A 24694-nucleotide genomic window follows, 5' to 3' on the forward strand; every position below is an offset into this window, starting at 1 on the left:
ACTAATGCCACACCCAACTGATCAGAGGTTGGCGCATGGGGTCGCTCTGGTTATGAAAAATAATTCACCAGGTAATATATACGAAATCATCCCGCCTTTAAACCTTTGTTTTCCAATGGCTTATCAACTGCAAATCCAGATGCTGCCGTAATAAATAATTTTTGGATGCGGCGTTATTTTAGAATTACTCTATAAGACTCTTGTAAAATCACTCTATAAGACTATAATACTCTAAAACCGATTAGACTTGGGAGATAAATTACGTGCCTTTCCCCAATAAAGTCATCACCTGTAGAGCGTTGGCCCCGTTGGTCAAGGAACTGCTGGGAACAGATGAGCCCTTGACTGTGTTGGATATCGCCTTGCATTTGCAGCCGGAACGGCTGCGCCAAAGCATAGGAGAGGAGGTGGCCCGCCTGGAACGTAATGGTGAAACCATACTGTTGGCTTATGGTTTATGCGGCCGAGCCCTGGAAGGGGTGGTGGCAAAAAAGAGCACCCTGGTTTTATCCAAGGTTGATGATTGCGTTGGAATGTTACTGGGCTCCCGCCAGAGGCACCGGCAGGTTCTACATGAAAATCCAGGCACCTATTTCCTGGAATCGCACTGGCTCGACACAGAGCTGAATATCTTCGATCAACTCAAAAAAGATTTAAAACGCTTCCCCAAAGAACGGCAACAGCAGCTGCTTAAAGTGGCCTTGAAACATTACAACCGGCTTGCTTTGCTCACCGGCAAAGATCAATCCATCGAGCCCTTAAAGCGTTGCCGTCAACTGGCCAAAAAACACGACATGACCTTCTGTTGCCTGCCCAAAGATTTGAAACTATTGGACAAACTTTTACATGGACCGTGGGATGGACCTGAATTCATAGTGGCCCCCCCCGGTATCCCCATCCCTATGTTTTAGTGAAAGTGAGGGAATTTTATGATTATTATCGGTGAAAAAATCAACGGCACCCGTAAAAAGGTGGGTGCCGCCATCAGGGAGCGTGACGCCGAACATATAAAACAACTTGCCCTCAATCAGGTGGAAGCGGGCAGCGACTATCTAGATGTGAACGCCGGCACCTCCCCCAGCCGTGAGCCCGAGGACATGGCCTGGCTGGTGGAGTGCATCCAATCGGTAACCGACTGCCCGCTTTGTCTGGACAGCGCCAATCCCGAGGCCCTGAAGACTGGTCTCGACCTCGTAAAGAAAACTCCTATCATAAATTCGGTCAGCGGGGAAAAGTCCCGTATCGAGGGTGTATTGCCTTTAGCCCTTGAATATAAAACCGGACTGATTCTACTGGCCCTGGACGACGAGGTGGGCATTGCCGATAATGCCGAGGGTCGCCTCAAGATTGTCCATCGCCTGGTGGGTTTGGCCAAGGACGGAGGCCTGCGGGAAGACCAACTTTATGTCGATCCGCTGGTGACTGCTATCAGCACCGGCGATCAAAACGCCCTGATTACCTTTGACAGCATAAAAAGTGTGCATGAGGCCTATCCCAAAGCACACGTAACCTGCGGCCTCAGCAACATTTCCTTTGGCATGCCCTTGCGTTCATTGATCAATCAAACTTTTATGGCCATGTGCATTCAAATGGGGCTGGACAGCGCCATTATCGACCCCAACAACAGCGACCTTATCGGCGTGATGCTGGCGGCGGAAATGCTCACGGGAAGAGATAAGTTCTGCCAAAAATTCAGCCGGGCCTACCGGTCCGGGAAAATCACAAAAGAGCAAAAATAAACTATTTGGAGGTTAAAATGGCTGATCTACAGGAACTCTATACTGCGATTGTAGAAATGCAGGAAGAAACCGCCATGGAGTTAACCAACACCCTTCTTGATGAGGGCGTTCCGGCCATGGATATCTTCAACCGCTATCAGGACGCTCTGGGGGAAGTTGGCCAGCGATTTGAAAAACAACTTTACTTCATCCCCGAGTTGATCATGTCAGGCGAAATGATGAAAGCAGCGGCCGATATTCTCAAGCCTTACCTGGCCAAGGAAAGAACAACGGGAAACGGCGGGGAAAAGTTGGGCAAGGTGGTTATGGCCACCGTTCAAGGAGACATCCACGACATAGGCAAGAATATCGCCACCATGATGCTGGAACTGAACGGCCTTGATGTGAAAGACCTTGGGGTCGATGTGCCCACTGAAAAGATCATAGAAGAGGCCAAGGCTTTTGGCGCGGATGTAATTGGCTTGAGCGGCCTGTTGACCCTGGCTTTTGACCCCATGAAGTCTGTGGTGGATAAGCTGAAAGACGAGGGACTCAGGGATGATATCAAGGTGCTCATCGGCGGCGGTCAGATGGACGAACAGGTGCTTAGTTATGTGGGAGCCGACGCCTATGTGACAGATGCCGTGGAAGGTGTCAGCCGAGTCAAGGGATGGGTCAGTTAATCGCCTTCAAATCAAAATAAAAATTTCCCGGAGGGAATCATGATTAAAGGATTTGAAAAGCTCTCGGTTATAGAGAGGCAGGACGCTTTTCTGGAGCAATGGGCCTCGGGTGAGGGTATAGAGTTTACCAGCGAGGAAAACAGGGCCGCTTATAAAGAGCGCGCCGGGCTGGTGGCCGCTGCCTTGAAAATAGATCAAGACATCAAGCGCGTGCCGATCATGCCCTTGACCACCTTTGCCCCCACCATGTTGAAGGGGATTTCCGGGCGTCAGGCCATGTATGATCCCGATGCCGCCGGCCAGGCGTATCTGGATTTTTGCACCACCTATCAACCCGACACTGCAGGCGCGGCGCCCATGTTGGGCTATGGCCCGGCCCTGGACACCTTGAAATACCACCTGTACAAATGGCCGGGCAATGGAGTGGCCGAGCATCTTTCCTACCAGTTCCACGAAAAGGAATACATGAAGGCGGATGAGTTTGATCATCTGATCAACGATCCCACGGATTTCTGGCTCCGTTCCTGGATGCCAAAGACCATGGGAGCCCTGGCTCCCCTGGCCGAGATTCCGCCGGTTTATGGCAGCATGGAGCTGCCCATGCTGGGCTCCTGGCTGATTGCGCTTGGAACCCCACCGGTGCAGGAAGCTTTCGAGACTCTCCTCAAGGCAGGCCGGCAGTATTTTGAATGGATCAATTGCCTGGGCGGGTATTTGGCCCAGATTCTGGCTGCCGGGTTCCCCTTTGGGGCAGGCGGCGCCACCAAGGCTCCTTTTGACACCTTAAGCGATTCCTTCCGAGGCACCACTCCCCTGATGATGGACATGTACCGCCGCCCCGAAAAGGTTTTGGAGGCAGTGGAGCGTCTGGTGCCTGCCATGATCAAGACCGGTGTGGATGGGGCCGTGGCAAGCGGAAATCCCCTGGTGTTCATCCCCTTGCACAAAGGCGCCGATGGCTTCATGTCTGACGAGCAGTTCCAGAAGTTCTATTGGCCCACCTTAAAGGCCGTTATGTACGGCTTGGCCAAGGCTGGATGTGTGCCCGCCTGCTTTGTGGAGGGAGCCTATAACCAGCGTCTGGACTACCTGGCTGAAACAGCCGATATACGCTCCATGTACCTGTTCGATAGGACAGATATGGTAGAGGCCCGCAAAAAATTGGGCGGCAAGGTGTGTATTGCCGGTGGTTTCCCGATCTCTTTGATTCTTACCGGAACCCCGGAACAGGTCAAGGAAGGGACTAAAAAGCTCATTGACGATGCTGCCGGAGATAAGGGCTACATGCTCAGCATAGGTTGCGCCATGGATGAAGCCAAGCACGACACTATGTTGGCCTTTGTCGAGGCTGGTAAGGAATACGGTCAATACTAGCGGGAGATTGGTTAGATCCCTTAAGCGGAACAAAGGTGGCTCCTCAAAACCCTTGATTGTTGTTGGGGAGCCACGAACACCTAACCAATGGATACATAGAAAAAGAACTATTTAAAACGGATATTGGACAGGGGAATGGTCAACCCGGACAGAGGCATACCGTCATTACTCCATGAAAGAAGTAATGTAGTCATCGGGAGTGTGTGCCTTTTGGGGGGCTGATTACGGGCCTTCGTCTCAACCTGAGGATGAAAAAGAGATCTTATAGCCTTATTTACCAGCCAAATCTCAGTAGGCTTGTCACCACAAATGACAAGAAAAGGGGTGATACTATGTTGCGGCGTGTTAAAGGGCTTGTCACTATCACATTAGCCATCGGATTTTTCTTTTACTGCACCAGCACGGCCATGGCTTTTGGTCACTATACTCCAGGTTCTCTTGGCCTTAATGCAGCCAGCCTGCCGCCTCCGGGTTTTCACTACACCATGTACAATCTGATGTACACCGCCGACACCATGCTCGACGATAATGGTAATGATCTTGATCTGGACCTTGATCTCACCGTTTTCGCAAATGTTCACCAGTTCACCTACATGACTGATTATAAGATTTTGGGAGCTGACTTTGGTTTTGATGTTTTGATTCCACTGGTTTACACCAGCATGGAAATGAAACGCCAGGGTGTGGATGAAGACAGCTTTAGCCTGGGTGATATATGCGTTGAGCCTTTTGTATTTGCCTGGCATACACCAAGGTGGGATGTGGCCTTGGCGTTTGGTTTCTACGCGCCCACCGGCGAAAGTGATGAACCCTCATCACCAGGCGCCGGATACTGGAGCTTCATGGAGACCCTGGGAGCCACTTATTACTTTGATGAAGCCAGGACCTGGACAGCCTCCCTATTGACCCGTTGGCTCCAGAACACAGAAGACAGGGACACCGAAATCACCGCTGGCGCCAATGTTGTGGCCGAGTACGGCTTGGCCAAGGCCTTTCCGTTCAATAGTGGAGAACTGTTTCTAACCGCTGGGGTGGCGGGGTATACCTATAAACAGCTTGATGAAGACTCTGGCGATGGAGCTTCAGACCAAAAATACTTTGGTAATGCAGTGGGACCGGAAATCCGCCTCATGGGATTTAAGCCGTTTCCATTCCAGTTGAGCTTACGGTATTTGTTTGAGTATGCCGGTGAGAACACCACTGAGGGGCAAAACGTCTGTCTTACCCTGATAGGTTCATTCTAGCGTACTTTGATTGTTTAAAACTGGGCACTCGGGCCCGGTTATGGGAGGTCAATCCTTACTTCCGTCACCGGGTCCGACACCATGCTGCTTGCGGCGACGTTGTGTGGATAATGTATTTTATAATGGAGAATTGCCTTGGCTGAGAAATCAATGGTCAATGTGGAGTTCAACCCTGGGGGACAGAGTGTCGCGCTGCAAAAAGGCGGCCTTATTACAGAAGCCATGTTGACTGCCGGAGTGCTATTGCCTTTGGACTGCGGAGGCAAAGGAACTTGCGGCCGCTGCCTTGTGCAAGTGGAAGGAGCTGTTTCTCCGCCTAATGATGCCGAAGAACGCCTACTTGATCAATCCCGTCTTGAACAAGGATTTCGTTTGGCCTGCCAGACTCGGGCCTTGGGTGATCTGCGGGTGGTTATTCCTGATACGGCTGAAACCGCTGACAGCAGTTGGCGCATAGACCTGGGCGACTTAAGCGCTACGCAGACAAATTCACCGGTGATCACCTCTGTGGATTGTCGAGTTCAGGCTCCCACCTTGGAAGACCCCCGTGCGGACCTCCGTCGAGTGCTGGAGGCTGTTACCCCCCCGGCAGCTGGGGAAGGGGAAGGCGAGTTGTGGGGCGATCCGGCCACAGCGACCCAAATAACCCGCATGGCCCGGGAAAAAGACTGGAATCTCAGGGTGTATAAACGCGGGTCCGAAGTAGTCGGCGTGGCAGGCCCCGGAGATGCTGCCCTGGGTGTGGCCGTGGATTTGGGTTCCACCAAGATCGCGGCCTATTTAATAGATCTGGAAAAAGGAGAGGTGCTGAATTCCCGGGGCAGGCTCAATCCCCAGGTGGCATTTGGAGCCGATGTAGTTACACGTTTGCAACGGGCCATTCATAATCCCGACGACCGACGCCAACTAACCTCCCTGGTGCGCCGGGCGCTTGGCGATTTGGTAGTCGAATTAAGCTCCTCTGTGGGAGTTGAACCCAGTTGCATCACCGAGATGAGCTTGGTGGGCAACACAGCCATGACGCACCTTTTGCTTGGCCTGCCCGTGGAACAATTGGGTGCACCGCCTTTTGTGGCCAGCCTGGACCAGGCCATTGACCTAAAGGCACGGGAGATCGGCCTTAACCTGGCTCCGGGCGCTTATTTATATCTACCCCCTCTGGTGGGCGGTTTTGTGGGGGCTGACAACGTGGCCATGATAATGGGGGCTGATCTGGATTTGCCCGGCCCCTGTCGCCTGGGCCTGGACATCGGCACCAACACTGAGGTTGTACTTACCGCGCCAGGCAGCGAGCATCCCCTTTTAATCGCTTCGGCCCCATCAGGCCCAACCTTTGAAGGGGCTCATCTCAGCTCGGGCATGCGGGCCATGGCAGGGGCTGTTTCCCGGGTGCAGTTGGATAAGGGCCGGCTGGTGTGGTCGACCATAGATGGCGGCAAGCCCGCCGGAATATGCGGTTCAGGCATTATCGACGCGGTGGCGGAAATGGCGCGCGGCGGAATCATCAACGCGCAGGGCCATTTAGATCAATCCCTGCCTCAGGTGAAGGTGGATGAACGCTCCATTCGTTATATTCTGGTGCCGGGTGAACAATCAGCCACCGGCAAGGATATCGTGGTGACCCAAGCGGATATCAGTCAGGTTCAGCTTGCCAAGGGAGCCATCAACGCGGCGGCCTTCACTCTGCTCCATCTGGCCGGTTTGGAACCTTTCGATATCTCTGAAATAGTGCTGGCGGGCTCCTTTGGCAGCAATTTTGATGTGGAGAACGCCAGGTCTATTGGCTTGATACCTGATGCACCCGCTGCGATCTACCGCCAGGTTGGCAATGCAGCCGGCAAGGGGGCTCAACAGATGCTCAATAATCAAGAGGCCAGAATCAGGGCGGAGGCTATTCCATCCATGGCCCGTTATCTGGAGCTGGCCAGTGAACCTCTGTTCAACAAGCTGTTTGCCCGCAGCCTGGCTTTCTCCAAGAATCGGAGCTGATTTATGTGGGCTGACGGGACCTGTCAAAGTTTATCCCTTTGAAATCAGGTTAAAACGCAATTGTTAAGGTGCCTTGCCCTTGAGTCATTATCAATCCAAGCGGCTCTTTTCTTCGGCCCGCACTTCCCGGCGTAGAAGCTTGCCCACCTTGGATTTGGGGAGCATATCCCGGAACTCTATATATTGAGGCACCTTATAGGATGAAAGGCGGTTTCGGCAGTATTTGATCAGGTCGTATCCGGTTATGCCCTTGATATCCTTTTTAAGCACCACAAAGGCCTTGACCCTTTCACCGACTTTTTCATCCGGAACCCCCACCACGCAGCAGCCCACCACAGCCGCGTGATCCTGGAGCACGCATTCAATCTCAGAGGCCGAAACCCGGTACCCTTTATGTTTTATGGTGTCTACCGTGCGGTCCACAAAGAATAGCCATTCGTTTTCGTCTTTTCTCACCACATCCCCTGTGCGGTAAAAACGCTTTCCCTTAATTTCTACAAAGGAATCCTTGGTTTCCTGGGGCTTGTTCCAATATTCCTCCACCATGGGGTCGGAATGGACCAGAAGCTCGCCGCTCTCCTCCGGGGCCAGCTCATCCAAGGTGACCGGGTCCACCACCATTACTTTTTTAGATTCGAGAACCCTGCCCATGGCCCCTTGGGGCGGGGCTTCGTCAGTGGGGGTCATGGAAACGCCGCCCACTGTTTCACTGGCTCCATAGCCAATGTAAATGGGCTTGCCAAAGCGCTTTTGCCAGCGCCTGCCCACATCTTCGGGCAGCACATCGCCCCCGCAAAAGCAGTATTCCAGTGAACTCAAGTCATACTGATCCAGGCGGTCATGCTCCAGAATCATGCGATACAGGGTCGGCACACCTATGATGGTCTTGGCCCTGTGCCTGGTGATGGCGTCCATCATGGCGTCCAAGTTCACCCTGGGCTGCTGAATCAAGGCCCCGCCGTGAAGCAGAATAGTGCCCAATGAGCAGGTCTGTCCCAGAATATGAAACAGGGGAGCCGACCCCATGATTACGTTTTCCGAAAGTTCAAAGTTGCTGGCGCTCATGCTTATCTGCTCATGGGCCTGTTCCAAAAGCAGACGGTGAGTGATCGGCACTCCCTTGGGGTGCCTGGTGGTCCCCCCGGTGTAGATGATCTCGCATATGTCGTTTTCTCCCACCTCCACCGGCTGAATATCATCGGTTGGTTCACTGACCATTTGTTTTAGGTTGGTGGTGCGGTCGCCTTTGGCTGCCTTGCCCTTGGGAACCAGGTCAAAGGCCCAGCCAAAGAATTTTTTGTAAAGGGGCAGCATATCGGCCAGGTTGGAGACAATGACCTCCTCTAAACTCGTTTTTTCAATCACCTGGCTTACGTAACCGTAGTTTCGGTCTGTACAGACTATGGCTCTGGCGCCTGTGTCATCGGCTATGTATTCAACATCGCTCGGAGTGTAGATAGGGGTGATGGGAACCGCGATTGCCCCTGCCTTGAGAACCCCCAGCCAGGAGATGATCCATTGGATGGAATTGGGAAGATATATGATAACCCTGCTGCCCGAGGTGACACCCCTTTGCCTGAGTCCTTGGGCAAAGCTGTTGCTGAGCCGGTTCAGTCTTCTATAGCTGAACTCCTCGCCCAGGTATATCACAGCGGTTTTATGGGAGCAGGAATCCAAAAGGCCGCCGAAATGAGCAGGTATGGTGAGCGGCTGGGTGCTTTGTTGCATGGGGCCTCCCGGGGTTTTTTAAAAACCAAAATAAGCGGATTTGATCTCCGGGTTTTCCATAAGCTCCGGTCCGGTGCCGGTCAGGGTGAGCATTCCGTTTTCAATCACATAGGCAAAATCAAGCATGGGCAAAAGCGGCCTTGCGAATTGTTCTGCGATCAGCATGGTGATGCCGTTTTCCCGGGACAGGGATTCAATGGCCTGAACCAGGTTTTTTTGCATGGCAGGGCTCAACCCCAAAAGGGGTTCATCCAAAAGCAGGAGCTTGGGACCCACCACCATGGCCATGCCTATGGCCAGCATCTGCTGTTCGCCGCCGCTTAAAAAGCCCGCCTTGCGCTTGCGCCAGCGCTTTAAATTGGGGAAGAGTTCATAAACATGGTCAATGACCTGCCGGACCTGGTTGGTGGGCCTTAAGTAACTTGCAATCTTCAGGTTTTCATGCACATTGGAATCAGGAAAAACCGGGTGTCTCTCCCGGCAGAGCACCAGGGCCAGGCTTGCCCTTTCATGGGCCTTGAGCCGGCTTATGTCTTGGCCCTGGTATTCAATCTTTCCCATCACGGTTATGCGTTCGCCGCCTTTTCTTTTTTCCTTGAGCTGGATATCCAGGATAAGCCCGCTTATGGTGTTTAACAGCGTGGTCTTGCCTGCTGAGTTGGAGCCGATCACCCCCACCACCTGCCCCTTGCGAACAGACAGGGACAGTTCGTTCACAGCTATTGCGTTTTCATAAAAAACCATAAGGTCCGTGGCCTTGAGCATGATCAAAACCCCTCTGTTTCCGCGCCCAGGTAGGCACTTTTAACCTCGGGCATATCCATGACTTCCGTGGGGTTGCCCTGGGCTATCTTGCGCCCGAAGTTCAGCACCAGAACCTGGTCGGCGATGCGGAAAAGTTCTCTTAGCCTGTGCTCCACCATGATCAGGGTCTTGCCCTGGGCCACCAGCTTTTCAATCACAGGCACCATGGAGGCCACCTCGGCCAGGGAAAGGCCGCTGAAAAGTTCATCCAGCACAATAAGGTCCGGCCTCAAGGCCAGGCATTTGGCCAGCTCCAGGCGCTTTAAATAACCGTGGGGCAGGGAAGAGGCGGTCTGGGTTATCACCTGGGAATCCCGCTCAAAGCCCACTTCTTCCAAAAGGTCCTTGGCCACTGCGTCCCGATCTCCGAATTTGCCGCCCAAAAGACCTTTCACCCTGGGGGAGTAAAGGGCCACATTGAGGTTTTTATAGGCCTCAAGCTGGTAAAAGGGTTTGGCCATCTGAAAAGAGCGGGCCAGACCCATCTGAGCTACTTTGTAGGGAGGCTTTTTGGTAATGTTTTTGCCTTTGAATATCACTTTGCCCTTATCCGGGCGTACAAAGCCGGTGATCAGGTTCACCAGGGTGGTTTTGCCTGAGCCATTGGGCCCGATGACTCCCAGGACCTGGTTCCGCTTTAATTCAAAGTCAACCTGATCCACTGCCTGCACTCCGCCAAAGGCGCGGCTTAAGCCCTTCACCGCAAGCAATACCTCTAAAGCCATTATTCCACCTCGGTCCAGCGTTCAAACTGATTGTATTTTCGGGATAAATAGTGAAAGATTCCCTCGGGCAGCCCCACCGTGAAGATCACCAGCAAAAGGGCGTACAACACGGTTCTCAAGCCGCCTAAGCCGCGCAGGGCCTCGGAAAGGGGCACCAGGATAAAGGAGCCCAGCATGGGACCGGCCAGGGTGCCCATGCCGCCGACCGCAGCCGAGGCGATAGGCATGATGGAATAATCCAGGGCAAAGACCGGCATGCCCACGAACTGATAGGAATGGGTCATGAACGCTCCGGCAAAGGCCCCCACTGAGCTGGCCATAAACAGGGCTTGGGCCTTGAACCAATAGATGTTGATGCCCGCGGACATGACGGCCCGATCGTTATCGTTGATTCCTTTCAGCACCAGGCCGTGATCCGTGGCCATGAGCCTGCGCAGGCCAAACAGCGCCGCCCATACAGCCAGCATGATCAGAACAAGCTCCCATTGCACCGAAGGCATGGCCGCAATGCCGTGCAGGCCCTCGGTTCCGCCTAATATGCGGGCCGCCTCTATAAAGCGTTCCATCATCATGGGAAGGATAAGGGTGACCATGGCAAAATAGATCCCCCTCAGCCTTAGGACCGGTAAAAGCAGCAGGGTGCTTAAAAATCCACCGACAAGGGTGGCTGCTGGAATGGTGAACCAGATCGGCAGGTGGAAATATTGATCCATGATTCCGGCTGCATAGGCCCCCATGCCAAAGAAAAGGGCCTGCCCCAGGCAGACCATGCCTGTCTGGGCCAGAAGATCCCAGGAAACGGCCAAAAGGGCAAAGGAGATGGTGGAGACAAAGACCCTTTGCCAATAGAGGTTTACGCTGAACCCTATAACCAGAAGGAGCACAATGGGTAAAAGCCTCGGCAAAAGCAGATAGCCCATCTCCCGGAAAGAGGTAAGGGCAAAGATATCACTGCTTCTGGCCTTGATGCCCCGATCTATTCTTTCAAGCCTCATGGTCATGGCGATTCCGCCTTATATGAACAGTTTTCCGGTATGAGCCTCATATTCTTTCTTCCAGTTCCTTGTGTTTGCCCAAAAGGCCCGAAGGCTTAAACAGAAGCACCAGCAAAATCGCAGCCGGGCTCACCAGCATCATGAGGTGGGTGTCGCCGTAATAAGCGGTAAAGGTCTGGGCCAGGCCCAGGATAAAAGAAGCGGCCACCACGCCTATGGTGCTGCCCAGGCCGCCGACAATACAGACCGCCAGGGCATTGATCAAAACTCCGTAACCCTGGTCAACGTTGATGGTCCCCAGGGGCAGGATCACAATCCCGGCCAGGCCTGCGTAAAGCGCCCCGAAACCCATGGCCCAGGCTGCGATGCGGTCTGTGTTTATGCCCAGGGTCAGGGCGGTGCGTTCATCCTGGGCAATGGCGCGAAAGGCCAGGCCGATCTTGGTGTAACGGGTAAAGAAAAATAAAAACCCGGTGAGCAGAATGCCGGCGCCGACAATCAGCACCCTTTGCAGGTCCAGGTCTGTCTGGCCTATGGTTATGGTGTCGTCGAGTATCATCGGCAGGGTGTATTCAAACCCCACAAACCCGAAATAGCGGAAAAGCTCCAACAGGATAAGCCCCAGGCCAAAGGTGGCTATCACCTCGCTTATGACCAGGCCCCGCACCCTTTGCAGGAGGTAACGGTGCCCGGCGGCTGCAACCAGGGCCACCAAAACCACCGCGAGCGGTGCGGAGACTGCATAAGGCAAACCCAGGGAATTGAGCCCCAGCCAGGCTAAAAAACCGCAGGCCACGTATAGGGCTCCATAGGCAAAGTTGGCCACCCCGCTGATGCCAAAAGTAAGATTAAAACCCAAGGCAGTCAGCAAGAGGATCACGCTGTTCACCAGCCCGTAGATCAGGGTTCCTTCCAGCAACTAATCAGCTCCTTGGTTTTGAAGGCGGCCTTTGTCAGAGGCCGTTTGAGAAAAAAACAGGGATTTGCCAAACGGATGAAATTACGCGTCTTGAGAAGGCCTCGCAGTTTGGCGGGCCCCCGAATGAGGGCCCGCCTATATAAGGCCTATTTGGCGGATTTCATCCACTTGGGAAGGGCGATTTTTTCCATGGCAATGGAAGGTGGATACACCACCACCCGCTTGCCTTGATCATTCCATTGGATAAAGCAGCCCAGGGCTGATTTGGCGGGGTCCTGGCCAAACAGGGCCTGATGCCCTTCGGAGAATTTGACCCTGCCCAAAGGCGTTTCAAGGTCGGTCTTTTTCAAGGCCTCGACAATGGCCTCCGGATCAAGCGAGCCCGCCTTTTCAATAGCCGCCTTCAGGATGAATATGGAGGCATAGGAAGGCGCAGGCCCGTGCCCGGCTTCAATGGGTTTGCCGTATTTTTTTTCATAGGCATCGTAAAAGGCCTTGGCAGGCGGATATTTGGTTGAAGGCACATTGCCAAGCTCAAATATGGAGTTCACCGCGCCGCCGATCTTTTGGTCAAAGGCTTTCCAGGCCGCCGGACCGGCCAAAGGCGAGATAAATCCGGCCATCAAGGCCGGAACCCGCATGGAGCGCCACTGCTTCACCAAAATACCGCTGGTGGGCATGTCAAAGACCGGCAGAATTACCTGGGCCTTTTTCATCTTGGCCTTCATAAGGGCAGAGGAAAAATCACCGGCTCCAATGGGGAAGGTCTCATGCCCCAGCACCTCCCAGCCCATTTTGCCGTAGAGTTTTTTCATGATTCCCGCGGTGGCCCTGGCCCAGGCCACATCCTGGTTTATGATGTATACCTTGGTAAAGCCGTATTCCTTGTTCAGCTGGTCCATCACCCCCTTGATGTAGCCCACAAAATATTTGGCGTTAAGGCAGGTGCGGAAGACGTATTTATATTTGGGATTTTTGGCGATCATGCCTTCGGTTTTGGGGGTCATGGCAATGGTGCCTAAAAGGGGGACCTTGTGCTTGCCCAAAAGCTCCATGCCCGCCAAAAGCGCCTCTGAACGGAAAGGCCCCACCACCAAGGCGGTGGGCTTTTTCTCTAAAATCAGTTTTTCCATGCCCAAAAGCGCCTCAGGCACAGGAACACCCTTGGCCGCATCCCTGATATCAATGGATTCGATCTTCATGGGCAGCTTTTTGGAGCCAACCTGAACCCCTCCGGCCTGGTTGATCTGCTCCACAGCCATTTCAACCGCTTTTAGGGATTCCTTGCCTTCCAAAAAAGTGAGTGAGGTGGAGACCCCCACCACCACGGATTGGCCCGCTACACCAAGGCCGGGACAGGCCAGCAGGGCAAACAGGAGAGTGAATATTAAAAGCGCTTGTTTTTTCATGGCTTTTCCTCCCTTGAATAAAAGCGACCTGTCATAGAGAAGCATGGCTTTTAAGGGCAAGCTGCGTGCCAAAAGGTTAAAAAACCCTATTGCTTGATATGACTAGAAAAATAGGAGGCTTAGCCAAGAGAAGGAAGGGAAAATGTGTTACTTAAGGTAACGGTTTAAATAATTGCGGCTTGATTCCTGGGGAGAATATTAAGTTAAAGCATGTGGTTGCCGAGGACAGACCGAAAAGTGGGTAAAAAGGTGTCAGACGCTGGACAAGGTGCCCATAAAGGTAACGCATGATGAAGGTCAAGGCCCGACAAACCAGGGCAGCTTAAAACCACCTTGAGCAATGGAGCTTGGAAAAACCAACCTGCGTTCGCCGTTGTTTGTCCATTGAAATACACAACCAACCGAACTCTTTTGGGGATCGGTTCCAAAGACCGCCTGTTGGGCCCGGTGAAAGCGCAGCCTGCCCATGACTCCCTGGCGGTTGGTTTGGATGAGGCTTTTCACCAGTTTTTCCGGGTCCAGGGAATCGGCCCGTTTAATGGCCTCAGCCAGGGCAAAAACCGACTCGTAAGCCGGGGCAGGGCCGTGACCGGCCTGGAGGGGACGGCCGAACCGTTGGTTGAACCTGTGGTAAAAGGCCTTTGAAAGCTGGTACTTGTCTGAAGGCAGATTGCCGAGTTCAAAGACCATGTTGAAAAAACCGGCGATTTGCCCCTGATGCTCGGCCCAGGAGCCGGGGCCGCTTAAGGGCGATATAAAGCCGCCCATAAGCGCGGGTATCTTGCGTTTACGCCAGCCGGGCACCAAAAATGCCGCTTCCGGCTGATCGAATATGACTAAAATCACCCGCGGCTTTTTGCGGGCAACCCTTTCTAAAATCCGGTCTGCGTTTTGCCTGGTTATGATCAGGTTTTCCTGGCCCAGCACCTGCCAGCCCCTTTTTTCAAAAAACACCTTGCTCAATAAAGAGGCTGTGGATCTGGCCCAGGCCACATCCTGGTTGAGAATATAAACTTTTCTAAAACCAAACTGTTCACGGATCATCTCCATGGCCCCCATGAGATAAGCGGCCAGATAGCGTGAGTTAAGGCAGGTGCGGAAGATGAACCGGTTTTTCGGGTTAGCCAGAATCGCGGCCTCCACAGCCGGGGTCATGGCAATAGAGGCAACACAGGGCAGGCGATGGGCAGAGACCAGGTCCATGGATTTAAGGAAAACCTCTGAACGAAAAGGGCCGACCAAAAGGGCCTGGGGTTTTTGGGAGAGAATAAAATTCTTTAACTTCAGCAAAGGTTTGCCCGGTTTGTGGGGCGCCCTGAAATCTTCGAGATCACAAGTCTTAAGAAGCAGCTTGTGCTTTCGCCCCTTTATCTCCACCCCGCCCGAGGCGTTGATTTGCTCCACAGCCATTTGGGCCGCCCGGCAGCTTTCTTCACCTTCCAAAGAGGCCAGGGAAGTTGGTGCGCCGATTATTATCTCTTGCGCCTTGATGCCTGCGGGCGAAAGGATTATTCCCAGAACCAGAAAAAAAAGGGCTGATCGCCAGGTCATCGCTTGTTCCGCTCCTCTGATTCCAATCCCAGTCTTTTAAGTTTTTGATAGAGCCCCTTGCGGGAAATCCCCAACATACGGGCGGCCAGGCTCTTGTTACCCTTACAGTGCTCCATGGTGTTTTGGATCAGGCTCGTCTCCATTTCCTTCAGGCTGCTGCCAGGCATTGCCAGGTTGAAACCAGGACCTGTGTGAGGTTTTTTTTGAGCCGATCCTGTAATTTTGGCGGGCAGGTCGTCTGGTTTGATGGTCTTGGATCTGGAGAGTATCACAGCCCGGGCCAAGCAGTTTTTCAGCTCCCGCACATTACCCGGCCAATGGTAATTGGCCAGGGCTTCTAAGCAAGGGGTGTTTATTCCGTTTACGGGTTTGCGGTAGTGCCGGGCATAGTGCTCCAGAAAATGTTTGCATAGCAAGGGGATATCTTCTTTACGCTCCTTAAGGCAAGGCGCTTTTATTTTTATCACCTCAATACGGTAGAGCAGGTCGCATAAAAAGCCGCCTTGCCGAATATGCTGGGCAAGGTCCTGGTTGCTGGCTGCGATAATGCGCACATCCACGTTTTTAGTTTGACTGCCCCCCACGGGGCGAAAGGTTTTTTCCTCCAAAAACCTGAGCAACTTGGCCTGAAGAGCCAAAGACATCTTATCGATCTCATCAAGGAAAAGGGTTCCCTGGTCGGCTTTTTCCAGTAGGCCCATGGTGTCTTTCAGCGCGCCGGTAAAGGAACCTTTTTTATGCCCGAAAAGCTGGGCTTCCAAAAGGCTTTCCGTGAGGGCCGCACAGTTTATGGAGACCATGGGTCCGTCTTTTCGGTGGGACTTTTTATGCAGGCTCTTGGCGATCAGCTCCTTGCCGCTGCCGGTCTCACCGGTGATCAAAACCGGCGCATCTGTGGGGGCCACGGTTTTGATGAGTTCAAACACCTTAAGCATGGTCTCGCTTTGACCTATCATGCCTTGAAAAGAGGTGTTTTGCCCCACCTGCCTGCGCAACAGGTCAAGTTCGCGGCTCATTTCCTTTTGCTTCAAAACCTTGGCCAGGGTAAGGGGCAGTTCTTCAAAATTAAGGGGTTTTATTAGATAATCCGTCACCCCGGCCTTAAGCGCCTTTATGGCTGTCTGAACCGTGGCATAAGCGGTCATGATGATAAAGGGCGGCGTTTTTTTGATTGCCTCCATCTTTCTAAAAAGTGTCAGGCCGTCCATACCGGGCATCTTCAGATCCGAAAGTATCACATCCAGATGCGGCATTTCGCGGTAAAGGGCCAAAGCCCTTTTCCCGCCCAGGGCCTTGTGCACTAAAAAACCGTTGTCTTTCAGAAAAAGGGCCAGAACCCTTAAGGTGTTGACTTGATCATCCACAACCAATATTCCGGGCCTTTTATCCATGTTGTTTCCTTTTTCTCTAGACCGGTAAATTAATGCTTACTTTCAAGCCGCCTTTTTCCCGGTTGACAAGGCTCAGCCTGCCTCCATGGGATTCAATTATGCCAAGGCTCAAGGTAAGCCCCAGGCCGGTGCCGTTTTCTTTGGTAGTGAAAAAGGGATCAAAGGCATTGGACAGATCCCGTGGGGCCATGCCCGGACCCTGGTCTGTGATTTCACAGATCACTACCGGGGCATAGGGATTGTTTTGAAGCCTGGTGAGGGTTTTAATTCCGCCTGTGTTCGGGGCTGCGTCTATTGCATTCAGATAAATGTTTATAAGCACCTGTTTGATTTGCTCATCATCAAGCCTCACCAAGGGCAGGGCAGGGTCCAGCTCGTTTTGAAAGAGGCTCGCTTCATTTTCAGATGTGCGGCTTATCAGATCCTGTACCTTTAAAATCAGACGGTTTAAATCGGTTTGTTTTTTGCGAGGTGCGGTTTGTTTGGCAAAGAACAGAAAGTCAGAGACAAAGCGGTTCAGGCGATCTGTTTCCTCCACCACCAGACCCGAGTATTGGCGCACCAGCTCAAGGTCGCCGTGGCGTTGTTTCAGGTGGGCCATGGCGCCTTTGATGGCATTTAAGGGGTTTCTGATCTCATGAGCCACTCCGGCGGACATTCTCCCCAAAGAGGCCAGTTTTTCATTGCGCACCAACTCGGCCTGGGCTTGGGCCAGGCTGGCGGTCATGTGGTTAAAGGCTTTGGTGAGATCGCCGATTTCGTCACTGGTTGAGACCGGCAAGGGTCTGTCCAGCCTGCCCCGGGCAACCCGGTTGCTGGCCTCTGCCAGGTTGCGCAGGGGCTTGACCAGGTTATAGGAAAGTAAAAAAGCGCCCAGAACAGCCAAGAGCATGGTGACGGCCATGAGCTTGAAAACTTTTCGGCTAAGGTCATTTGCCTGTTTCTGCATCTGGGAAAGCGGCACGGTGACCGCAAGAGACCAACCCATCTGGCTTATGGGCCACATGGCTGCCAGTTTGGGCTGGTTTTCAGAAGTATAATTAGACCACCCCTTTTTTCCCGCCATCATTTCCCTAATAAGAAATTGGAGGCTTTCTTCCGTGTAAGAGCCCTGGTTTCGCACATAAGGGGCATAATCAGGGTGAACCAGGGTGTTGCCTTTTTGGTCCACCAGAAAGGAGTATCCATCTTCTCCAACCTGGATGTTCCGCACCTTGCCCGCGATTTTTCCGAAATCAAGATCAATAACCAAAACACCGGCCAGGTCCCTGTATCCGGTGAAAAAAGGGTGCAGAGCGCTTATGAGATAGCCGTCTTTGGCAGGTTTTTTATTTATCTTGGAAAAAAACACCCCTGCTTCTTTTAAAGGCGGTGAGTTAATCAAATTTCGGCCCGGCCATACGCTGCCTGCCCGGTTTATGGAAAAGCCGGCCCGGTTAACCTGGATCAGGGTTTTGCCTGAAATATCCAGAAACCTTACACTCAGGTAATGTTGGGTGCGCTCCAGTAATTCCCGGCTGAGCCGCACCAGGTTTTCCTGGTGAAACATGGATTCCGCCTGCAATTCAAAATGCCTGGCCAGGTGGTATTCATCCAATACCGGCAGGCTTGTCATGGTCTTCAAATCCATGCGGCAACCCGCAAAGGCCTGGTTGATCTCCTCGGCAACCGCCTTTACCTTGAGCATTTGCTCCTGACGCACCAGATGGTTCACCCTGTCGCTGGCCGCGTCCATGGAATAGTAGCCAACCAGGGCAATGGGAAGGCACACTAAAGGCAGTATCACCAGCAAAAGCTTGGCAAAAATGGATATACCCGGCCGCTGGGACAAAGAGGCCTCGCTTGTCTTTAAGTTGGATGGTGTCGCTTTATTACCTGGTAAATCTATATGAGTATAGGTGGTAAGGAGCTGCGAGGTCAACCGGCATGAGCAGGTGGAGTTTTTTTACAGATCAAATAACAAAGGCCCTGTCCTAGGTTTAAATTTACAAAACCAAGGCGGAGCCTGTTGTCACGAACCGGATCTTTAAGCCGGGTTTTTATTTTTTTGGTGGAGACGATGGGACTTGAACCCACGGCCTGTGCGTTGCGAACGCACCGCTCTCCCAACTGAGCTACGTCCCCACTTGGGCAGCCAAAGGCGATTGGTTTAACCGCCGAGTTGGACTAGAAGGCGAATATACCTGGCGGATGCGGGCAAGTCAACCGTCTGCAAGGGGATAATTTCCTCACCCCTTGTTTGAGGGGTTCTCCGAGGTGTTTTTTGTTTCTGCCCTTTTAGGGTGACGTTAAAATATAGACAAAACCAAGTTTTCTGGTTGTTGCAGGCATACTTATGTGGTTTTGTGTTATTGAAGTAAAAGGCTGGCGCCTTAGGTTGGAAAACAGGTTAACGCCTTTTGAAAACAGGCATAAGTTATCGACAACAGAGATTCAACATGTTAGCATCCGTCGTGTTCAAGGCAATCATTATCAAACGAAAAACAATGCCTTAAACACGGCATCTAAAATTACGCGCTCTTGTTTTAAAGAGCCGGTATCCATGTCCGGAAAAAATAACAGGCTTCAATGTCTTGGGAGGGAGTTTTTGCATGGGGCGATCGGCGCTTATCGAGCGCAACACCAAGGAAACCAAAATAAAGGTTGATCTCGCATTGGATGGTCAGGGCAGGCTGGATATTGACACCGGCCTGGGTTTTTTCGACCATATGCTCACCCATGTGGGGTTTCACGGTTTCTTTGATCTCAAGGTCAAGGCTATTGGAGACCTGGAGGTGGATCAGCACCACACTGTGGAAGATGTGGGGATCTGCCTGGGCCAGGCCTTTGTCCGGGCCCTGGGCGATAAAAAAGGCATCGCCCGCTATGGACATGCCTTTGTGCCCATGGATGAAGCCCTGGCCAGGGTGGTTTTAGATTTCAGCAATCGCCCCATAGTGGTTGTCACGGGTGTAAAGTTCCCCGGCGAGCCCGGTGGATTCGGTCTTCAGCTGGCCAAGGAATTCTGGCGGGCTTTTGCACTGCATGCCGGGGTTACTCTGCATATTGATTTGTGTTACGGCGAAAACGATCATCACATACTGGAGGCTGCCTTTAAGGCCCTGGGCAGGGCTTTGGATCAGGCTGTTTCCCTGGATCCGCGCAGCAAGGGCGTGGCATCGACCAAGGGGGTTCTATGAAAGGTCTAGGGTTTTTACGCTATGCGGCAATCACAGGTGTCCTGGCGGGGTTGGTTTTTGCCTGCGCTTGCCAGGCCCCCAAAAAGGCGGCGGATGTCGCTCCTGTCTTCAACCCCACCCGGGTGCTGGTTTTGCCTTTTCTGAAAGTGGAGCCGGATACCGCTGAAAACGGGGTGGTGCGTTCTCCCTTGACAGGGGCCACCTTTTTTGTGCGCGACGGCATAAGCGGCCTGGGCGGCCTTTCTTCCCTGGACCGGTCATTGGAGAAAAATTTGGCCGATTGGGCCACCTTTGAGTATGTGCCCGAGTCCTTGGCGGGCAAGGTGTTCAACGCCATCCAGCGCAGGGATATGAGCCTTTCGTTAATGGAGGCCATTAAGAAAACGGGAGAGGCTTTTAAGACCGATGCCGCCCTGGTTGGTCATTTGTATCGTTTTTCCCCCCGGGTGGGCGGTGAGTTGAGCGCGGAAAAGCCAGCTTCCGTGGCTTTTGACCTGACCCTCGTGCGGATAAAAGACGGGCAGATCATCTGGAAGAACTCCTTTGATGAAACCCAGAAATCCCTGACCGAAAATATTTTCAATCTTGGCGAGTATTTAGACCGCGGTATACGCTGGTACACGGCCGAGGAACTGGCCGGCTACGGAATGGACACCCTTTTGACCAGGTTCCCCTGGCGCAAACAACCCATAAAAACCGAAAAAAACCCGGAATAAGGTTTTAAATGGAAGTAATCCCAGCAATTGATTTAAAAGACGGTCATTGTGTGCGACTGCGCCAGGGCCGTATGGATGATTCGACTGTGTTTTCCTCTGATCCGGTCTCCATGGCCCTGAAATGGCAGGAAACCGGAGCAGGGCGCTTACATGTAGTCGATTTGGACGGCGCGGTGGCCGGTCGCCCCGCCAACTCAAAGGTCATAAGCAATATAGCAAAGGCCCTTGAAATACCGGTGCAGCTCGGCGGCGGGGTGAGAGACCTTAACGGCCTTGAGAAGACCCTGGAACTCGGCGTTGACCGGGTCATTCTGGGCACCCTGGCGGTCAAAGACCCTGAGGCTGCCCTGCAAGCGGCCCAGGCCAACCCCGGCAAGGTGGTGATCGGTATAGACGCCAAAAACGGCATGGTGGCCACTCACGGCTGGACCGAAGAAAGCAAGATTCATTTCATGGATTTGGCAGCCAAATTTGATCAAGAATTTGTGGCCGCCATTGTGTTCACCGATATAGCCAGAGACGGCATGCACTCAGGGGTTAACCTGGATTCCACCGAGGAATTGTGCCGGGGGATCAAGGCGCCGGTAATCGCCTCGGGCGGGGTGCATGACTTAGAAGACATCAGACGCCTGAAACCCTTTGAGCCCTTGGGCTTGGCCGGTGTCATCACCGGCAGGGCAATATACGAAGGAACCCTGGATCTGGGGCAAGCCCTGGATCTGGCTCGGAGTTAATTCCTTTAAACAACAGCTGATCCTGGTTTTTTAAACGGAAAAGACCAGGATCAGTTTTTTCCCGCCAGGGCCGTTTAGTTTCCCCGCTCCCCAATAATCATTTTAACCCAACCCATTCCAATTGATCCCATATCCCGGCTAACAGACTGAAAGACATTAAATAAAGTCTGTCATTAGGGTTTGCCCTGCTAAAGGTGCTTGTTTAATATATAAAAATAACCGGAGTAGTTAAAAACCCGCAGTGAACAAGATTGTCGTCAATTCTGTTCATTGGATTATTAAAGGAGGGCTTTCGTGTTGCGCTGGATTTTGGCCGGATTGGCGATAGGAACGGCAATAGCCTTGAAAACTTACCGCAAATGGGGGAAGTGCTCCTCAGAAACGGATGAAGCCGAGCAGGGCGGCTTGCAAGCTGAAACAACAAAGGTTGAACCGGAAACACCCCCAAAATCAGAGCCCGCAGGACCTCAGACAGAAGAACCTGGACCCGATTTCCAGGCCGAGGCGCCTCGAGCTACGAAACCGGATCTGGCTTCCCTTGAGAGGTTGACCGGCCTCACCCACCGCCAGGTAGAAGCCTTGAACAAGGCCGGATACCCGGATATGGCAGCCCTAAAAAAGGCATCTGACAAAGGGCTGTTGGCTGTTTCAGGGATAGGTCCCGCCGCGTTAAAAAAGATAAGAGGCATTTAGAAACATCAAGCAGGGCAGGCTTAAAAAACCGGACTTGAGTTGAAAAAAGCTGGGAGCTCCTTATCTGAAAGCAGCTCAGGCGTAGGCGCGCTAATTAAAACCTGTGCGAGCCGGGGCGGTCTGTTTTTACTTGTGTAAGTTGCCAAAGGGCTTTGACAAGGGCTGCGGGGGCACACAACTAGCCGAAAATAAAAAATTTGCAAAAACTGTCAATTCCGGAGGTCCCCATAAATGGCTGATCTGCCCTTTCAACACAAGAAAAAAGCTGTTTTTCTTATCATAGCTTTGCTTTCCTGCTTAATTCTGATGGCGGAGACACTTACTTTGCATCAGCTGTACCATGCTGTATTGAAAGGCAAAAAGGCTTCTCTTCTCCATCAGATAGAAGTGACAAGGTCTTTTTTGCAATCAGATAAATATCAGCCTGCCAAGGTTTTATCAAGACACTTTTGGAGGTGTGCCACGGTTCGCTGAAGGGAAAACCTGAAATATTGCATGAAATGATTATTGCAGTCCCTGTTGAGGAGCGTCTTATATTATTGGCCAGTGGCGGGGGGAATCCGGCAGACCTTAGATACCCGCAAAAATTTTATTTACTGGACCAGAAAGGAACCACCAGAACCATAACCCAAAAGAAATATTCAACCATAGCCAAGCTGGCCCTGGGCGGGAAAAGCGGGACGGCTTTTGTTGAGGATGCTTCGGGGGAAGAATTTCTTTTGGCTTTCGCACCCCTTGAGATCAATAAAGTACCGATGGTTGTTGTCTTAAGCGCTTCTTTGGGTCCGCCTAAGTCAGCCTTTTGCCAGGAAGCGGCTGTGGTCCTGGTCTTGGCTTTGTTGGTGATAAGCGCCGGTGTATGGATTTTTATGCGCATGAATCCCTTGCTGCAGGAGTTGAGCCAGGTCCAGAAAGGGGCCATCAGCATGTTGGACCAGGCCTCTCACTTTAAAGATACAGACACCGGCTGGCATGTGGAACGCATGGCTGCATATTCCGTGGCCATTGCCAGGGCCCTGGGCATCTCCGCCAAGGATTCAATGATCCTGGAACTGGCCGCTAAAATGCATGATCTGGGCAAGGTCGGCACCCCGGACAATATCCTCAAAAAACCGGCGAAATTGAACCAGGATGAATGGACGGTGATGCAGCGCCTGCCGAGGAGGGCGGAGAAATCCTTTGCAGGGAAGACACACCATTGTTCAGCATGGCCAGGGGTATCCCCCCTGGGACTTAAGGGCGAGGAGATTCCCTTGCCGGCCAGGATTACAGCGGTGGCGGACGTGTTTGACGCACTGACCATGCGTCGCCCCTGCAAAGAGCCCTAACCGGTGGATAAGGCGCTCAGAGTTATAAAAGACGATTCGGGCAGTCATTTTGATCCCAAGGTGGTGGATGCCTTTTAAAACATCAAAGACGAAATTCTGACCATAAAAGACTATTGGGAAGAAAAGGAGCGCCTGGAACACCAGAATCATGCCCCTGTATAGTCCTTTTTTGACCTCCCGCCCGGTTTTAATTTTTTCAGGTATTCCTGAGCACCAGGATAATTAAAACTTTTTTTTAAAAAGCCGCCCAGGTTCCATTCGGGGATGCGGGCTCCCGTCTTTGTCCGGGCCTTTAATTCTTTGTTTTTTAAAAAAACCCTAAAGTCAAAATCTCCCCTGCCGATTAGATAATCAAACAATTCATTTACTCTTAAGGAGGCATGACATGGACGTCGCCTACTTGGTCTTCGCGGGTTCACTGGGGGGACTTATCCTGGCAATCGGAATGAGCATCAGGGATGCGCGTAAAAAGGCGCGTGAACTGGAAGCATTGCTCAGAGAACTACGTTGAAAACCGGCTTGGATTTCATTGGGACCTTTTTAATCTAAAAAGGTTTCCAGAGGGCAGGCTTGCCCGTTCTGGGAAGGGAACCCACATGATAGAGCCGGGGACGTCCGGCTTTGCCTGGCGGGGTGTTTGAGCCGCACCCCGTCAGGCCCAAAACCAAAGGTTGTTCCCTTTTTAAAAGGCTCATGAACAGGCAACGGGCAAGCCTGTCTGATAAAACCGGTTTTAAAGACATGGAGGTTTTTAAAAGGGTCTTGATTGTCAGGGCCTTTGGCCTTGGGCCCGCAAGTAGACAGCGAGCCCGGAAAAGGGTCCTGACGTTGACTTTTTATATGATCATTGCCACAAAAACCTTTAGAAGCAGTCGGTTGCGCGTTTTTTTAAAGTAAAAGATTAATTTTTAAGAAGCCGTGAAAAAAGGCCTGACTTCCGGAAACTCCGGAGACAGGCCTTTTTGATTTGAACAAAGCCTGCTGTTAGAAATAGCGTTTTATCATCTCATCCCAGGTTCCGGCAGAGCGCAAGAGAAACTCGCAGACCTGGCGCACCGCACCCTTGCCGCCCTCGAAATCAGATACCATGTCAACCTGTTGCCGCACTTCAACCACCGCGTTTTTAGGGGCAAAGGTAAGGCCGGCGGCCCGCATGGGGGGCAGGTCGATTAGATCATCACCCATATAGGCGGTCTGTTCCGGGGTGACGCCTTTTCGCTTCATGATTTCCAGAAAAGCCGGGAGCTTGACATGGGTCTTTTCGGTGAGGTCCTCTATACCCAGCTCCTCTGCGCGATCGCGGTTTACCTTCGATTCCCTGCCGGATAAAAGCGCGATCTCAACCCCGCTGCGCATCAGCATCTTCAGGCCGTGCCCGTCCTTTACGTCAAAATACTTTATTTCCCGGCCGTCTGAATCATAGACCACCCGGCCGTCTGTAAGCACGCCGTCTATATCCAGAACCAGTAGTTTTATCTTGGCTGCCTTTTGGGGCAGGGTTTCAGGTTGCATGG

At 52.4% G+C, this 24694-nt stretch carries 23 protein-coding genes and 1 tRNA gene; 13 read left to right on the plus strand and 11 right to left on the minus strand.

Features of this window, described 5'->3' with window-relative positions; all coding sequences use genetic code 11:
* Positions 1 to 263: 263 nt before the first annotated feature.
* From X474_RS12655 to X474_RS12680, 6 genes are all read left to right on the plus strand, one after another.
* The gene (locus tag X474_RS12655; protein ID WP_044349369.1) at positions 264 to 911 is read left to right on the plus strand and encodes a DUF1638 domain-containing protein; all 648 of its coding nucleotides are present in this window, start codon (positions 264 to 266) and stop codon (positions 909 to 911) included.
* Between the two features lie 18 nt (positions 912 to 929).
* Entirely contained in the window at positions 930 to 1739 is an 810-nt protein-coding gene (locus tag X474_RS12660; protein WP_044349371.1) for a dihydropteroate synthase, read from the plus strand.
* 17 nt (positions 1740 to 1756) lie between these two features.
* Positions 1757 to 2401 carry a cobalamin B12-binding domain-containing protein gene (locus X474_RS12665; protein ID WP_044349374.1) on the plus strand — a complete coding sequence of 215 codons (645 nt, stop codon included), beginning with the start codon at positions 1757 to 1759 and terminating at the stop codon, positions 2399 to 2401.
* 39 nt (positions 2402 to 2440) lie between these two features.
* A complete protein-coding gene (locus X474_RS12670) occupies positions 2441 to 3775 on the plus strand; it encodes a uroporphyrinogen decarboxylase family protein (RefSeq protein WP_044349376.1) in 1335 nt (444 codons plus the stop codon).
* A gap of 332 nt (positions 3776 to 4107) precedes the next feature.
* Positions 4108 to 5019, plus strand: coding sequence for a SphA family protein (locus tag X474_RS12675; protein WP_044349378.1), 912 nt, complete (start codon positions 4108 to 4110; stop codon positions 5017 to 5019).
* 135 nt (positions 5020 to 5154) lie between these two features.
* A complete protein-coding gene (locus tag X474_RS12680) occupies positions 5155 to 7008 on the plus strand; it encodes an ASKHA domain-containing protein (RefSeq protein WP_052515165.1) in 1854 nt (617 codons plus the stop codon).
* Positions 7009 to 7098: 90 nt separating this feature from the next.
* Here the strand turns inward: X474_RS12680 and X474_RS12685 are convergent, their stop codons facing one another.
* The 10 genes from X474_RS12685 to X474_RS12730 all read right to left on the minus strand — a co-directional run bounded on the left by X474_RS12685 (position 7099) and on the right by X474_RS12730 (position 18654).
* Positions 7099 to 8736 carry a class I adenylate-forming enzyme family protein gene (locus X474_RS12685; protein WP_082464343.1) on the minus strand — a complete coding sequence of 546 codons (1638 nt, stop codon included), beginning with the start codon at positions 8734 to 8736 and terminating at the stop codon, positions 7099 to 7101.
* 18 nt (positions 8737 to 8754) lie between these two features.
* Positions 8755 to 9501, minus strand: coding sequence for an ABC transporter ATP-binding protein (locus X474_RS12690; RefSeq protein WP_044349381.1), 747 nt, complete (start codon positions 9499 to 9501; stop codon positions 8755 to 8757).
* 2 nt (positions 9502 to 9503) lie between these two features.
* Positions 9504 to 10265, minus strand: a complete 762-nt coding sequence (locus tag X474_RS12695) for an ABC transporter ATP-binding protein (protein ID WP_044349382.1) — start codon at positions 10263 to 10265, stop codon at positions 9504 to 9506.
* The gene (locus tag X474_RS12700; RefSeq protein ID WP_044349384.1) at positions 10265 to 11266 is read right to left on the minus strand and encodes a branched-chain amino acid ABC transporter permease; all 1002 of its coding nucleotides are present in this window, start codon (positions 11264 to 11266) and stop codon (positions 10265 to 10267) included. The genes X474_RS12695 and X474_RS12700 overlap by 1 nt, the downstream gene beginning before the upstream one ends.
* A gap of 40 nt (positions 11267 to 11306) precedes the next feature.
* A complete protein-coding gene (locus X474_RS12705) occupies positions 11307 to 12179 on the minus strand; it encodes a branched-chain amino acid ABC transporter permease (protein WP_044349386.1) in 873 nt (290 codons plus the stop codon).
* Between the two features lie 146 nt (positions 12180 to 12325).
* Positions 12326 to 13588 carry an ABC transporter substrate-binding protein gene (locus tag X474_RS12710; RefSeq protein ID WP_044349388.1) on the minus strand — a complete coding sequence of 421 codons (1263 nt, stop codon included), beginning with the start codon at positions 13586 to 13588 and terminating at the stop codon, positions 12326 to 12328.
* A gap of 297 nt (positions 13589 to 13885) precedes the next feature.
* Positions 13886 to 15139 carry an ABC transporter substrate-binding protein gene (locus X474_RS12715; protein WP_044349390.1) on the minus strand — a complete coding sequence of 418 codons (1254 nt, stop codon included), beginning with the start codon at positions 15137 to 15139 and terminating at the stop codon, positions 13886 to 13888.
* The gene (locus X474_RS12720; protein ID WP_044349392.1) at positions 15136 to 16530 is read right to left on the minus strand and encodes a sigma-54-dependent transcriptional regulator; all 1395 of its coding nucleotides are present in this window, start codon (positions 16528 to 16530) and stop codon (positions 15136 to 15138) included. Before X474_RS12720 ends, X474_RS12715 begins: the two co-directional genes overlap by 4 nt.
* A 16-nt stretch (positions 16531 to 16546) precedes the next feature.
* Positions 16547 to 18361 (minus strand): HAMP domain-containing histidine kinase, encoded by a 1815-nt coding sequence (locus X474_RS12725; RefSeq protein ID WP_044349393.1) that lies wholly within the window; start codon positions 18359 to 18361, stop codon positions 16547 to 16549.
* 217 nt (positions 18362 to 18578) lie between these two features.
* Positions 18579 to 18654, minus strand: a tRNA-Ala gene (locus X474_RS12730).
* Positions 18655 to 19121: 467 nt separating this feature from the next.
* Between X474_RS12730 and hisB the strand changes: the two genes are divergently transcribed.
* The 7 genes from hisB to X474_RS27060 all read left to right on the plus strand — a co-directional run bounded on the left by hisB (position 19122) and on the right by X474_RS27060 (position 23691).
* Positions 19122 to 19709: an imidazoleglycerol-phosphate dehydratase HisB gene (gene hisB / locus X474_RS12735; RefSeq protein WP_044349394.1), complete on the plus strand. Its 588-nt coding sequence runs from the start codon at positions 19122 to 19124 to the stop codon at positions 19707 to 19709.
* On the plus strand, positions 19706 to 20425 hold the full coding sequence (locus tag X474_RS12740) for a hypothetical protein (RefSeq protein ID WP_052515166.1): 720 nt from the start codon (positions 19706 to 19708) through the stop codon (positions 20423 to 20425). Before hisB ends, X474_RS12740 begins: the two co-directional genes overlap by 4 nt.
* Positions 20426 to 20433: 8 nt before the next feature.
* Positions 20434 to 21159, plus strand: coding sequence for a 1-(5-phosphoribosyl)-5-[(5-phosphoribosylamino)methylideneamino]imidazole-4-carboxamide isomerase (gene hisA / locus X474_RS12745; RefSeq protein WP_044349395.1), 726 nt, complete (start codon positions 20434 to 20436; stop codon positions 21157 to 21159).
* A gap of 294 nt (positions 21160 to 21453) precedes the next feature.
* Entirely contained in the window at positions 21454 to 21852 is a 399-nt protein-coding gene (locus tag X474_RS12750; RefSeq protein WP_044349397.1) for a hypothetical protein, read from the plus strand.
* A 231-nt stretch (positions 21853 to 22083) separates the two neighbouring features.
* A complete protein-coding gene (locus tag X474_RS12755) occupies positions 22084 to 22326 on the plus strand; it encodes a hypothetical protein (RefSeq protein ID WP_044349399.1) in 243 nt (80 codons plus the stop codon).
* Positions 22327 to 22352: 26 nt separating this feature from the next.
* A complete protein-coding gene (locus X474_RS12760) occupies positions 22353 to 23180 on the plus strand; it encodes an HD domain-containing phosphohydrolase (RefSeq protein ID WP_052515167.1) in 828 nt (275 codons plus the stop codon).
* A 385-nt stretch (positions 23181 to 23565) separates the two neighbouring features.
* Positions 23566 to 23691, plus strand: coding sequence for a hypothetical protein (locus X474_RS27060; protein ID WP_269433190.1), 126 nt, complete (start codon positions 23566 to 23568; stop codon positions 23689 to 23691).
* A gap of 473 nt (positions 23692 to 24164) precedes the next feature.
* Here X474_RS27060 and X474_RS12775 read toward each other — a convergent pair whose 3' ends face one another.
* The gene (locus X474_RS12775; RefSeq protein ID WP_052515168.1) at positions 24165 to 24692 is read right to left on the minus strand and encodes a KdsC family phosphatase; all 528 of its coding nucleotides are present in this window, start codon (positions 24690 to 24692) and stop codon (positions 24165 to 24167) included.
* Positions 24693 to 24694: the final 2 nt, after the last annotated feature.

It is taken from the genome of Dethiosulfatarculus sandiegensis, from assembly GCF_000931935.2.
Taxonomy (GTDB): Bacteria; Desulfobacterota; Desulfarculia; order Desulfarculales; family Desulfarculaceae; genus Dethiosulfatarculus; species Dethiosulfatarculus sandiegensis.

What these genes read in the sequence shown, in the direction of transcription:
- X474_RS12670 (WP_044349376.1), top strand. Translation starts at nt 2,441, where the DNA reads ATGATTAAAGGATTTGAAAAGCTCTCGGTTATAGAGAGGCAGGACGCT.
- X474_RS12690 (WP_044349381.1), bottom strand. Translation starts at nt 9,501, where the DNA reads ATGCTCAAGGCCACGGACCTTATGGTTTTTTATGAAAACGCAATAGCT.
- X474_RS12660 (WP_044349371.1), top strand. Translation starts at nt 930, where the DNA reads ATGATTATTATCGGTGAAAAAATCAACGGCACCCGTAAAAAGGTGGGT.
- X474_RS12755 (WP_044349399.1), top strand. Translation starts at nt 22,084, where the DNA reads ATGGCTGATCTGCCCTTTCAACACAAGAAAAAAGCTGTTTTTCTTATC.
- hisB (WP_044349394.1), top strand. Translation starts at nt 19,122, where the DNA reads ATGGGGCGATCGGCGCTTATCGAGCGCAACACCAAGGAAACCAAAATA.
- X474_RS12720 (WP_044349392.1), bottom strand. Translation starts at nt 16,530, where the DNA reads ATGGATAAAAGGCCCGGAATATTGGTTGTGGATGATCAAGTCAACACC.
- hisA (WP_044349395.1), top strand. Translation starts at nt 20,434, where the DNA reads ATGGAAGTAATCCCAGCAATTGATTTAAAAGACGGTCATTGTGTGCGA.
- X474_RS12665 (WP_044349374.1), top strand. Translation starts at nt 1,757, where the DNA reads ATGGCTGATCTACAGGAACTCTATACTGCGATTGTAGAAATGCAGGAA.
- X474_RS12760 (WP_052515167.1), top strand. Translation starts at nt 22,353, where the DNA reads ATGATTATTGCAGTCCCTGTTGAGGAGCGTCTTATATTATTGGCCAGT.
- X474_RS12675 (WP_044349378.1), top strand. Translation starts at nt 4,108, where the DNA reads ATGTTGCGGCGTGTTAAAGGGCTTGTCACTATCACATTAGCCATCGGA.
- X474_RS12685 (WP_082464343.1), bottom strand. Translation starts at nt 8,736, where the DNA reads ATGCAACAAAGCACCCAGCCGCTCACCATACCTGCTCATTTCGGCGGC.
- X474_RS12700 (WP_044349384.1), bottom strand. Translation starts at nt 11,266, where the DNA reads ATGACCATGAGGCTTGAAAGAATAGATCGGGGCATCAAGGCCAGAAGC.
- X474_RS27060 (WP_269433190.1), top strand. Translation starts at nt 23,566, where the DNA reads ATGGACGTCGCCTACTTGGTCTTCGCGGGTTCACTGGGGGGACTTATC.
- X474_RS12695 (WP_044349382.1), bottom strand. Translation starts at nt 10,265, where the DNA reads ATGGCTTTAGAGGTATTGCTTGCGGTGAAGGGCTTAAGCCGCGCCTTT.
- X474_RS12715 (WP_044349390.1), bottom strand. Translation starts at nt 15,139, where the DNA reads ATGACCTGGCGATCAGCCCTTTTTTTTCTGGTTCTGGGAATAATCCTT.
- X474_RS12710 (WP_044349388.1), bottom strand. Translation starts at nt 13,588, where the DNA reads ATGAAAAAACAAGCGCTTTTAATATTCACTCTCCTGTTTGCCCTGCTG.
- X474_RS12775 (WP_052515168.1), bottom strand. Translation starts at nt 24,692, where the DNA reads ATGCAACCTGAAACCCTGCCCCAAAAGGCAGCCAAGATAAAACTACTG.
- X474_RS12740 (WP_052515166.1), top strand. Translation starts at nt 19,706, where the DNA reads ATGAAAGGTCTAGGGTTTTTACGCTATGCGGCAATCACAGGTGTCCTG.